Raw genomic sequence first — 11,924 nt, 5'->3', positions numbered from 1 at the left:
ATCATCACATTGAGATAATGCTTTTTCAACCGCTTGAACTTTAAATTCTTGTGTAAATCGACGTCTCATTTTTATCTGCCTCTATTAAAAGTTAGAGGCGACAACTATCCTGACACAGGGGGATAAGTGAAAGGTACGAGGTTAAAGGCAAAGACTAGCTCCACCTAAAATCTAACATCTCAATACAACCGCGCGGCATAAAGCCGCGCCTACGCAAATTCAAACATTGATGCCAAACCCGTAGCCGCGTGAGCGTAAATGAGAAGACATACCCTTAACTTATCTCTAAAGCACAGCACTCTCTTAACCTCTTTGTGAATAAATCACTTAAATCTTTCGCGGCTAAATCCGGCTCCTACCAGCTATTACAATCTAGGAAATGGCTTTAGCCATGAATTTTTAAACCGCGCGGCATAAAGCCGCGCCTACGCAAATTCAAACATTGATGCCAAACCCGTAGGCGCAAGTTTACCTCGCGCAATTTTCCATCTTTATAAACAAAAACACCGCGTTCAAATTGAGCGCGGTGTTTTCTTTAAAGCTTAAGGCTTACAACTTATAGCTGCGCTTTAAATCAATGCTCTTCATTAACGATATTGAGATTGTACTTCGGTATTTCAACTATTAAGTCTTCATCACGGATTATTGCTTGGCAACCTAGGCGTGATTCAGGCTCTAAACCCCATGCTTTATCTAGCATGTCGTCTTCAAGCTCGTCGCTTTCGTCAAGTGAGTCAAAACCTTCACGAATAACTAAATGACAAGTGGTACACGCACATGACTTTTCACAAGCATGTGGAATACTGATACCGTTTTTAAGTGCAACATTAAGAACTGTTTCACCACTTGGTGCATCAATTGCAGCGCCGTCAGGACATAATTCCGGATGGGGAAGAAAAATAATTTGTGGCATTCTAACCTCTTTTAAACGTTGTCTACTGACTGCCCTTGCAGTGCTTTTTTGATCGATGCATCCATTCTTAACTCAGCAAATTTACTGCTGGCGTTATCAACTTTCTCAATGGCTGCTTTTATTTGATTTGGCTCGGTAGCTGTCTCACGAACTGTAACTAGCTTCGCTATTTCAGCGTTCAAGTTAGTTAATTCATGTTCAGCAAGTAAAGCACTGTCTGTTGCTAATGATGCATAAAGTGCTTCGATAACACGCAATGCTTCAACTTGTTGCTCTTTGAGCATACGCGCTTGCATATCATCTTTGGCATTAGTCATCGACTCTTTAAGCATATTAGCTACTTGGTCATCTGACAAACCAAACGATGGTTTAACCTGGATTTCAGCTTGTACGCCAGTTGATTTTTCCATTGCAGATACGCTAAGTAAGCCATCGGCATCGACTTTAAAGGTCACACGAATATGCGCCGCACCGGCTGCCATTGGTGGAATACCTTTTAAGCTAAATTTAGCCAATGAACGGCAATCATCAACTAGCTCTCGTTCACCTTGCAATACATGCAGCGACATTGCAGTTTGACCATCTTTAAAAGTGGTAAACTCTTGTGCTCGTGCTACAGGTATAGTGGTATTACGCGGAATAATCTTTTCCACTAAGCCGCCCATAGTCTCAAGGCCAAGCGACAGTGGTAATACATCAAGTAACAACATGTCTGAATCAGGCTTGTTGCCCACTAACACATCCGCTTGTAATGCTGCACCAAGTGCAACAACGCGGTCCGGATCAATAGAGGTAAGCGGCTCTTTATTAAAAAATTCAGCGACTTGGTTGCGTACGATTGGCATACGAGTTGAGCCGCCGACCATAACTACTTGCAGTACTTCGTCATTTGTAATGCCAGCATCTTTAACTGCACGGCGACACGAACGGAGTGTTTTTTTCACCAGCACCATGGCTAGTTCTTCAAACTTTTCGCGAGTGACTTCAACCGTGTATTTTTCATCATCAAACTCAAGACCAACATTCACTTTAGCATATTGGCTTAGTGCTTCTTTACAAGCTTTAGCTTTATTAATAAATAAGCGTAATACTGATGGAGATAGCGTCATCACACCGGTTTCACGTTTAAAATGATCCACTAATAATGAGTCAAAATCATCGCCACCTAGGCTTGAATCACCACCGGTTGCCAGTACTTCAAATACACCTTGGTTTAAACGCAAGATTGAAATATCAAAGGTACCGCCGCCTAAATCATAAACTGCGATAATGCCTTCTTGGCCTGAATCTAAACCATAAGCAACTGCGGCTGCAGTTGGCTCGTTTAATAAACGCAGTACATTAATACCAGCAAGCTCTGCGGCATCTTTGGTGCTTTGGCGCTGTGCATCATCAAAATAAGCAGGTACTGTGATCACGGCACCTAAAATATCTTGCCCTGCAAAGCTTTCTTCAGCGCGTTGCTTTAATGCTTTTAAAATATCGCTTGATGCGGTGATTGGGCTGATGTTGCCAGCCGCGGTGGTAATCGCTAATGCGCCATCATGCTGACAAAAATCATACGGTAATTGGCCGTAGCTTTGCTCTATTTCAGCTTGAGTTTTACCTAAAAAACGTTTAACTGAAATTAAAGTATTTACAGGATCTTGTGTTGCAGCTTGAGCGGCAAGTTCGCCTACTGTTATACCATCAGCGGCGTAACGTACAACAGACGGTAACATGGCTGCGCCATTAACATCGGTTAATGTACGGGCTTCGCCACTTTGTACTGTCGCAACAAGTGAGTTGGTAGTACCAAGGTCAATACCAATTGCTAACTTATGTTCATGTGGTGCCGCGCTCTGCCCCGGCTCAGCAATCTGCAATAATGCCATAATGATCTTTAACTCTTGTTTGACTTACCAATGGTGCAGTAAGTTAGATAATTAATCGTCGAATAAACTGTCTTCAATACGCTCTAATTCATCTCGTAATTTATACACGAACTTTAATTTTCGAATGCTATCAGCGGCTAACTGCCATTGCTGCTCGTCATTACTTGCCAATTGCTCAGCAAGTTGCGCACTGTATTGAGTGTCTAGTTGTTTTATTTGCTTCTCGAACTGAGCAATCGCTGTGTCTGGATCATCGCTTGTGCTTAGCTCTTCAAGCTCTTCACGTAATTCCATTTGCTGCATTAAAAACAGTGGATCTTGTAGTGTTTGCTGCTCGGCACGAATATCAACACCCAATTCACTCAGCATGTATTCTGCGCGTTTTACCGGATGCTTTAAAATTTGTAAGGCATCATTAATTTCTGCGGTATTTTGTACGGCTAATAACTTATCACGGCTGCTGGCATTGGCATGGCGATCTGGGTGAACGGCACGCTGGAGTTCGAGGTAATTCTTAGTTACTTTTGCCAAATCTACATTGTAATTAACGGGTATCGCAAACAATTCAAAATAGCGCATAATTCCAACCATGCCAACAATCTATTGGCTTAAAATTCAGATAGAACAAAGCCCTACAGGTGCAGGGCTTAAGAGTACAATCACTTTATTGTTTATACTGTGAAACTTTCGCCACAACCACACTCATCAGCTTGATTTGGGTTAATAAATTTAAACCCTTCGTTCAAACCTTCTTTAGTGTAATCAAGCTCGGTGCCATCAATATAAACTAAGCTTTTAGCGTCGACGATTACTTTAACCCCTTTAGATTCAAATACTTCGTCGCCTTCAGATAACTCGTCAACAAACTCAAGAACATATGCAAGACCTGAACAGCCCGTCGTTTTAATGCCTACGCGCAGGCCTAAGCCTTTTCCGCGATTTGCTAAAAATGATTCTACGCGGTTTACTGCCGCTTCTGTCAATGTCACTGCCATGATTTATCTCTTACTTCGCTTGTTTACTTTTGTAATCTGCAATTGCTGCTTGAATTGCATCTTCAGCTAAAATTGAACAGTGAATTTTCACTGGAGGCAATTCAAGCTCAGCACTGATATCAGTGTTCTTGATCATTGCAGCTTCATCTAATGTCTTGCCTTTAACCCACTCTGTTACAAGTGACGATGAAGCAATTGCGCTACCACAACCGTATGTTTTAAATTTAGCATCTTCAATTATGCCTGCAGCTGATACTTTAATTTGCAGCTTCATTACGTCACCACATGCTGGTGCGCCAACCATACCCGTTGCTACTGATGGATCATTTTTGTCTAATACACCTACGTTACGTGGGTTTTCAACATGATCGATTACTTTATCACTATACGCCATAATTCTATCCTCATTACCTGCTAGTGGATGTGCTCGTCAATTAATGATGAGCCCATTCAACTGAATCTAAATCAACACCCTCTTGATGCATTTCCCAAAGAGGAGACATCTCACGTAAGCGACCGATAGAGTTTTTCATTAAATTGACGGTATAATCAATCTCTTCTTCGGTGGTAAAACGACCAATACTAAAACGAATTGAGCTGTGTGCTAATTCATCGTTGCGGCCAAGCGCACGTAATACATAAGAAGGCTCTAAACTTGCTGAAGTACAGGCAGAACCTGATGATACAGCAATATCTTTAACAGCCATCAATAACGACTCACCTTCAACAAAGTTAAAGCTGATGTTAATTATTCCTGGTACTGATTGGTCCGGCGTACCGTTAAAGTACACTTCATCCATATCAGCCATAATGCCATCAATTAAACGCTTACGAAGCGCGCTGATGTGAGCATGATCTTTTTCGAAATCTTGTTTGGCAATTCTAAATGCAGCACCCATACCAACCAACTGGTGAGTCGCTAGCGTACCAGAGCGCATTCCACGCTCATGACCACCACCATGCATTTGTGCTTCTAAACGAGCACGCGGTTTACGGCGAACATACAATGCACCGATACCTTTCGGGCCATATACTTTGTGCGCTGAGAAAGACATAAAATCAACTTTAAGCTGTTGCACGTCGATTAAAACTTTACCGGCACTTTGTGCAGCATCAACGTGGAACATGATTTTACGTTCGCGACACATTTCGCCAATAGTCGCGATATCTTGAATTACACCTAGCTCGTTGTTTACATGCATAATGCTCACTAACACTGTGTCATCGCGCATTGTGTCGGCTAATTTTTGTAAATCAAGTAGGCCGTTTTCTTCAACGTCCATATAGGTTACTTCAAACCCTTGACGCTCTAGCTCACGACAGGTGTCGATCACTGCTTTATGCTCAGTTTTAGCGGTAATAACGTGCTTACCTTTCTTTTTATAAAACTGTGCTGCGCCTTTAATTGCAAGGTTGTTTGATTCTGTCGCACCCGAAGTGAAAACGATTTCACGTGGGTCTGCGTTAATTAAATCTGCGATATCAGTACGAGCTTGATCAATCGCTTCTTCAGCTTGCCAACCAAAACGGTGTGAACGTGATGCAGGGTTACCAAAATTGCCATCCATTGTTAGGCATTGCATCATTTCTTTTGCTACACGCTCGTCAACTGGCGTGGTTGCTGCGTAATCTAAATAAATCGGTAACTTCATTTCTTTCTCCGCTGGACGCCAACTTATAGTTGGCAGCTTACTTGAATATTTTCCAATTGCTTGAGTGCATTATTAACGCTGTTATCTTGGCGAGATGAAACTTCCTTCACATCTGACTTTTCCACCAATTCAGCAAGGGTAATACCGTTTAAAAAGTCTTCTATTCTGGTACTTAGATCAGACCATAAGGTGTGAGTTAAACACCGCATACCGCTTTGACAGCCGCCCGTTGCACCATGGCATCGGGTTGCATCTATTGATTCATCAACGGCGTTGATCACATCACCAACCGAAATTGCATGCGTTTCTCGACCGAGTAAATAACCACCACCAGGTCCACGCACTGAGCTGACTAAACCACTTTTACGTAACCGGGCAAATAACTGCTCTAGATACGACAAAGAAATTTCTTGTCGTTCTGAAATATCAGCAAGGGGAACTGGCCCTACATTTGTATGTAGCGCAACATCCAGCATCGCTGTGACGGCATACCTGCCTTTTGATGTTAACTTCATGGAGCCCCCGCACTAAAGAGTGCAAATTTTAATTACCAGAGTAAAATAGTCAAGTATTAAATAAAGTCTAGGTTCTAGGTTCTAGGTTCTAGGTTCTAGGTTCTAGGTTCTAGGTTCTACAAAGTTTATATAGCTCGATTCTAGTCAAGCTATTCCTAGTGCCTATATCTTCCTAGCCCCTCAATTAACTTCAATACCCGACTGTTTTAGTCAAGTACTGTGTTCATTGTAATTACCTGAGTAATTTAGTCAAGTATTAGCGGCAAATAGTCTTATAACTTTCGCTTATTTAGTAGACTTATTTATTGAGGTTAAAATACCGCGCAAGATATTTAGCTCTGCGTCTTCTGGGCGTGCACGGTTAAATAAACGACGTAGCTTAGTCATTACCATGCCCGGATGCTGCTTAATAATAAAGCCTGTTTCCAGTAAGGTTTGTTCTAAGTGTTCGTAAAATAACTCGGTTTGTTTTGAGCTTGGATACACAGCATCATCTACTGGCGTGGCTTTTGGTTGTTGATTTAAAAATGCCATACGCGTTTCGTAACATAAGGTCTGCACAGCCATTGCTAAATTAAGCGAGCTGTATTCAGGATTAGCCGGAATACACACATGGTAGTTGCACAGTTGCAGTTCTTCATTACTTAAACCACTGTTTTCGCGGCCAAAAACTAATGCTACAGGACCAGTAACAGCTTCGGCAACTAGCTTCTCACCACATTCACGTGGTTCCACCATAGGCCACGATAAAGTACGTGAACGGGCGCTAGTACCAATAGTTAGAGCACAACCTTCAATCGCTTCAGCAACTGTGTCAACTATCACCGCATTACCTAGCACATCAGTTGCACCGGCCGCTAATGCGCTGGCGTGGCTATCAACTTCACACGCTGGATCAACTAAATACAGTTTTGATAAGCCCATGGTTTTCATCGCGCGCGCCGCTGAGCCGATGTTACCTGAATGCGAGGTGTTTACTAAAACAATGCGGATGTCATCTAAGATCATTACTGTTTAACTCATACCAAAAAATTGCGCGAATTATAACATAGAGAAAAGCTGTAAGCAGCAAAGATTCTAGGTTCTAGGTTCTAGGTTCTAGGTAATAAATATGGGAAGTTTTATGTATCAACGATCAATGCTGGCTTTTGTCTTGTAATTTTTACCTTGCAACTCAACTCAGTACAAAAAACACTCAAAAATTTTTGGGGTTTATTGTTTACTTTGTGTCAAAAATCGCTAGAATACGCCGGCTGAAATATATAGAAATATATACACGTTCTTTTACAACCCAAAGGTAATACCATGCATCCAATGTTAAACATTGCGGTTCGCGCTGCGCGTAACGCAGGCAAAATTTTACTTCGCGCTGGCGAAGATTTATCAAAAGTTGAAGTGCAACAAAAAGGCACTAATGATTTAGTAACGAATATTGATAAAGAAGCCGAAGCCGTAATTCGCGACACTATTTTACAATCTTACCCTACTCACTCTATTGTTGGTGAAGAGCTAGGTGAGCACGTAGGTAAAGATGCAGATTACCAATGGATTGTTGATCCTATTGATGGCACTACAAACTTCATCAAAGGCATCCCTCATTACGCGGTTTCTATCGCACTTAAAGTTAAAGGTCGTCTAGACCAAGCTGTTATCTACGATCCAATTCGTGGCGAGCTTTTCACCGCTTCTCGTGGTCAAGGCGCACAGCTAAATAGCAAACGTCTTCGTGTAAGTAAAACTACCGTTCTTTCTGGTACTGTTCTTGCCACTGGTTTCCCGTTCAAAAACAAACACCATATGGATGCGTATACTGAAGCATTCAAAGCATTGTTTGTTCATACTGCTGATATTCGCCGTGCCGGTTGTTCTGCACTAGACATGGCATACGTGGCAGCTGGCCGTGTTGATGGTTTCTTTGAAATTGGTTTAAAACCATGGAACTCAGCTGCAGGTGAACTAATGGTTAAAGAAGCTGGCGGTATGGTTGTAGATTTTGCCGGTGGTAATAATTACGCTCACAGCGGTAATATTATCTGTGGCGCACCGAAATTAACACAAGCGATGATCCGTGAAATTCGCCCAGTGTTGACTGAAGCGTTACTTCGCTAATAGCGAGTTATACTCAGATCGATACTAAAAGGAGCCTAGGCTCCTTTTTTAATGATTAAAATAAGGGTTCTCTAATTTGATCTCAACAGTGTTCTGCGGATCAAATGGCAAGGCCTTTAAATCATCGCCAAAATACTGGTTAAATAGCTCATCAAAACTACCGTTCTTTTGCATAATAGCTAAGCCATCGCTGAGCGTTTTTGCCAGTTCTGGCTTGTGTTTGGCCACAAAGTAATAAAAAGCACTCGGGTAGCTAATATATAAATTTGGAACAATAACCAGCGCTTGCTTATTAACTTCTTTTAACTCTGAGCTTACTTCTATGAAGGAGCGAGGAAAGTAATCAACTCGTCCGGTCAAAACGATATTAAACATCGCTTGATAATTTGCAAACGGCCGTACTGATAAATCATTATGTGCCAATATTTTGGTATCTGGCCAGTCATGCCCTTGAATTGCAGTAAACCCTTTTAGTTGCTCTTTGCTCTTGATATCAACAAAGCGATTAAGAAACGACTGCCTAGTTACTAAGGCTCGCTTACCAATATAACCTTTAAATAACGGCACTTTTATCGGTATTGCTAAGGTTTCTCGTTCTGGGCTGGTCATACTCCAATATAGGTCAACGCTATTATCGCCAAGGGCTATGAGCGCCCGCTGTTGGTGAGGATGTACCACGACAGATTCTAACTGGGCTGAATAATTAGCAGCATCAAGCGCACGTTGCAGTAACTCTTTTAAGTATGCATCTCGTTTATATAATGTTCGAGGTTCTTGAGCGATTGTGACCGTTTCTTTTGCTGCAGTTTTAGCACTGCATACGGTACTAACAATAAGTACCGAGAGCGAGATGAGTGAAAAGAAATACCTAGTCATAATTATTATTTTCTAGTGTTTTAGTAAAGCTACACGCTGAGCAATAAATACTCAAGAAAAACAGCCCTACTTAACGTTATTTTATATGACTTGTTTCTCAGGAGTTAAACGTACAACCGCCAAAGCAGGGCCACGTCGTTTACATAAAAATAGATAGCTTTGGCGATAACGTTTTGCTTCTTTTTTAGCATCTGTTGCCAATGCAGCAATTTGATGGCTGTTAGTACACTGCTCTAGATCGGGTTCAACAACGCCAATCGATAAAGTAAGTAAAGGTACAAATTGCTTTTCACCTTCACGATTAGTTGCCCAATAACCACCACTGGCAATATGCTCTGGCGTAAAGAATGCACGAGATTTCAGCTCAAACTCAGTTATTATGTTGTTACATACTGTAGCCGCATCATCACCATCAAAGACCACCATAAAATCATCGCCACCAATATGACCAACAAAACTGGGCACATTACTACAAGCTTGGGTGGTGACATCAGCCAATAATTTGATAACGCTATCACCACTGGCGTAACCATATAAATCGTTGAACTGCTTAAAGTGGTTTAAATCAATATAGGCTAATGCAAAGCTGTGTTTGGCTCTTAATCTATGCTCAATTGCTTCGTTAATTGCAACATTCCCCGGCAGCATAGTAAGTGGATTAGCATGCTGAGCATGACGAATTTTCTCTTCCGTAATATGTTTTAAAATATCCCGCAGTGGCGCGAGCCCTAAGTACTGCTCAGTGCGAGTGATCACAATATGACGGCGAATATCAAAATCATTTTCGGTAATTTGCTGACTAACAGTATCAAGTAGCTGATTTTCATCAACTACCAAGGGTTGCTTATGCATTAGTGCCGTAACCGGTTGTTTGTCGTATAAAGCATGGCCATAAGGAGCCGCAAATACTTCTGTCAGTTGATCTTTGTGTAATAAGCCTATCGGCTGTAAGTTTTCGTCTACAACCGCAAGACTGATAATCGATTTATCTTTTTCAAAAATATTATGCGCATCTTTACAACGGGTATGACTGTCGATGGAGGCTTGTTCGATTGCTAGCCAACCTATCGCCATTGATTGCTCAAACTGATTGGTAAGTGGAGTAAAACTTAATTGCTGTAATTGAGCTGAGTCAAACGCTAAACTAGGCTTTAAACTTGGTCGTTCCAGCAAAAAGCCTTGCGCATTCACAATGCCTAGCCCTTCAAGTAAACTTAGTTCTTCAACCCGCTCTATGCCCTCTGCTATCACGGCTGTTTTGGTAACTTTCGCTAACTCTATAATTGATTTTAAAAATTCTTTTTTAACCACGCTTTCATCACAATGGTCAATAAAATAACGATCAATTTTCACATAGTCAGGACATAATTCTGACCATTGCTTTAATCCTGAGTAGCCTGCACCTAAATCATCGATGGCAATCGAAAAACCGAGCTGGCGATAATGAGCAATTGTTTTCAGCAATAAAAAGCCATCATCGACCTTTTCTTGTTCGGTAACTTCAATCACCACTCTATTAGCGGCCAAACCAAACTGCTTAATTAGGTGTAATGTTTCGCCTTTCGGATGGCAGGGATCAAGTAAGGTTTTAGGGCTTACATTTAAGAATAATTTGCCTTGTAGTTTTAACCTTACAAAATTTTCGATCGCTTTTGAACGGCATAGCAACTCAAGCTCTGAGATTTTATCGTGCACAATTGCAGCACTAAAAAGCGTATTTGGCATCTCTAATGCACAATTTTTAGGACCGCGACTTAATGCTTCGTAACCTAATATTTGCTGCCCAGCGATATCAAAGATGGGTTGAAACAGTGTCGTTATTTCACTATTTCGCAATATATTGTCTAATATACTTAGCTGAGCACTCACTTATCAATAACCCATTACTTCATTAAGAGGCAGTTAAAGTAGCAAGCTGGTATGACAATTTTATGGCAATTGAGTTTAAGCTACTTACTTTAATACTTGTTCAACCTGATCAAAATGAGCAATTACCTCAATAATCTCAAGTTCCGCATATTCATAAGCTTGTTGATCAACAAATCCTGAACGAGCAATCGCTTGTACAGTCGCAGGATGAACCAATAAATCCTTACCGTGATAACAGATGGGCTCGTCAAACTTAGGTAGCTTACCATCGCTATGATAACCACTTTCAATTTCTTCTAGGGGCAATGACGGGAGCAAATCAGCAACAGCAATAAGCGCATTTAAGTATTCAGCACATTGTGGATAATCAACTATCAAGTCACTGAGGATAGTCTGCGATAGCGCGACTAAATCAGCAGATTGAGTTTCTAAATTAGCCGCATCTTTTTGCACTCTAATACTGCGAAGTAAGTTGTTAGCTTGATGCTGGTAATGCTCAAGTGTTGTTAATTGATAAGGTTGTACAGCAGCCTTTGATTGCTTAGGTTTAACGTTGTCATCACATCCGCTAACAATAATTAGACTACTAGCGACTACAAGTTGCTTTAACATTAGTTGGTTACATCAATACTTAATCAATAATTACTATTATAGGAAATATTTAATTTCATAAATAGCAATAATTAAAATTCGCTATGATAAAGCCCCGCTTACATATAGCCTTACACCGATGCCAACCCGCAGGCTTCCCAAAACCCTAGCACCTTTAACTTTATCCCTTTAATCTCTTCCTCTGTGAGCTCTGTGGTGAATTAATCATTTAAACAATTTGCACCACAGAGGACACCGAGGCGCTTCGCGCAACACAGAGAAAGTAAGGTTAAGCCGAACCCTATTACCTTCCTTTAACTCTTTGTGAATGAAAAACTTAAAATATTTTTCACAAAGAGAAGACATTTGAGTCACGCGGCATAAAGCCCCGACTACGCAAATCCAAACACCAATGCCAACCCGTAGGCGGAATTACTTGACCAAGGTACCTCGCGCAATTTTAAATTCACCAGTTAGACATAGAGTTGTGAAAAACCTTTCGCGGTGGCAAGCCACTCGCCTACAAGTTA

The 11,924-nt window shown here is 41.2% G+C and carries 12 protein-coding genes; 1 reads left to right on the top strand and 11 read right to left on the bottom strand.

What is annotated here, in order from left to right:
- Positions 1-574: 574 nt before the first annotated feature.
- The 8 genes from fdx to trmJ all read right to left on the bottom strand — a co-directional run bounded on the left by fdx (position 575) and on the right by trmJ (position 6,957).
- Entirely contained in the window at positions 575-913 is a 339-nt protein-coding gene (gene fdx, locus H5186_RS19675; protein WP_145236547.1) for an ISC system 2Fe-2S type ferredoxin, read from the bottom strand.
- A gap of 11 nt (positions 914-924) precedes the next feature.
- On the bottom strand, positions 925-2,787 hold the full coding sequence (hscA, locus tag H5186_RS19670; protein ID WP_145236544.1) for a Fe-S protein assembly chaperone HscA: 1,863 nt from the start codon (positions 2,785-2,787) through the stop codon (positions 925-927).
- Between the two features lie 51 nt (positions 2,788-2,838).
- Positions 2,839-3,366 carry a co-chaperone HscB gene (gene hscB / locus H5186_RS19665; RefSeq protein WP_182794826.1) on the bottom strand — a complete coding sequence of 176 codons (528 nt, stop codon included), beginning with the start codon at positions 3,364-3,366 and terminating at the stop codon, positions 2,839-2,841.
- Positions 3,367-3,458: 92 nt separating this feature from the next.
- Complete coding sequence (gene iscA, locus H5186_RS19660; RefSeq protein ID WP_145236536.1) at positions 3,459-3,782, bottom strand: iron-sulfur cluster assembly protein IscA; 324 nt, start codon at positions 3,780-3,782, stop codon at positions 3,459-3,461.
- A gap of 10 nt (positions 3,783-3,792) precedes the next feature.
- Entirely contained in the window at positions 3,793-4,176 is a 384-nt protein-coding gene (gene iscU, locus H5186_RS19655) for a Fe-S cluster assembly scaffold IscU (RefSeq protein ID WP_145236533.1), read from the bottom strand.
- A gap of 40 nt (positions 4,177-4,216) precedes the next feature.
- Positions 4,217-5,434 (bottom strand): IscS subfamily cysteine desulfurase, encoded by a 1,218-nt coding sequence (locus H5186_RS19650; RefSeq protein WP_149980538.1) that lies wholly within the window; start codon positions 5,432-5,434, stop codon positions 4,217-4,219.
- 23 nt (positions 5,435-5,457) lie between these two features.
- Positions 5,458-5,949, bottom strand: coding sequence for a Fe-S cluster assembly transcriptional regulator IscR (iscR, locus tag H5186_RS19645; RefSeq protein WP_145236527.1), 492 nt, complete (start codon positions 5,947-5,949; stop codon positions 5,458-5,460).
- A gap of 285 nt (positions 5,950-6,234) precedes the next feature.
- Positions 6,235-6,957, bottom strand: a complete 723-nt coding sequence (gene trmJ / locus H5186_RS19640; protein WP_182794825.1) for a tRNA (cytosine(32)/uridine(32)-2'-O)-methyltransferase TrmJ — start codon at positions 6,955-6,957, stop codon at positions 6,235-6,237.
- Positions 6,958-7,254: 297 nt separating this feature from the next.
- Here trmJ and suhB point away from each other — a divergent pair, with 297 nt between their 5' ends.
- Complete coding sequence (gene suhB / locus H5186_RS19635; protein ID WP_145236520.1) at positions 7,255-8,058, top strand: inositol-1-monophosphatase; 804 nt, start codon at positions 7,255-7,257, stop codon at positions 8,056-8,058.
- A 48-nt stretch (positions 8,059-8,106) separates the two neighbouring features.
- Here the strand turns inward: suhB and H5186_RS19630 are convergent, their stop codons facing one another.
- From H5186_RS19630 to H5186_RS19620, 3 genes are all read right to left on the bottom strand, one after another.
- Positions 8,107-8,934, bottom strand: coding sequence for an ABC transporter substrate-binding protein (locus H5186_RS19630; protein WP_182719210.1), 828 nt, complete (start codon positions 8,932-8,934; stop codon positions 8,107-8,109).
- Between the two features lie 81 nt (positions 8,935-9,015).
- Positions 9,016-10,803, bottom strand: a complete 1,788-nt coding sequence (locus H5186_RS19625; protein ID WP_182719209.1) for a bifunctional diguanylate cyclase/phosphodiesterase — start codon at positions 10,801-10,803, stop codon at positions 9,016-9,018.
- 84 nt (positions 10,804-10,887) lie between these two features.
- On the bottom strand, positions 10,888-11,415 hold the full coding sequence (locus H5186_RS19620) for a hypothetical protein (RefSeq protein ID WP_182719208.1): 528 nt from the start codon (positions 11,413-11,415) through the stop codon (positions 10,888-10,890).
- Between the last annotated feature and the right edge of the window lie 509 nt (positions 11,416-11,924).

This window comes from Pseudoalteromonas sp. SG41-2, assembly GCF_014164535.1.
Lineage (GTDB): Bacteria > Pseudomonadota > Gammaproteobacteria > Enterobacterales > Alteromonadaceae > Pseudoalteromonas > Pseudoalteromonas rhizosphaerae.
The sequence above is the reverse complement of the archived record's forward strand: the minus strand, read 5'-3'. Positions and strand labels throughout refer to the sequence as shown.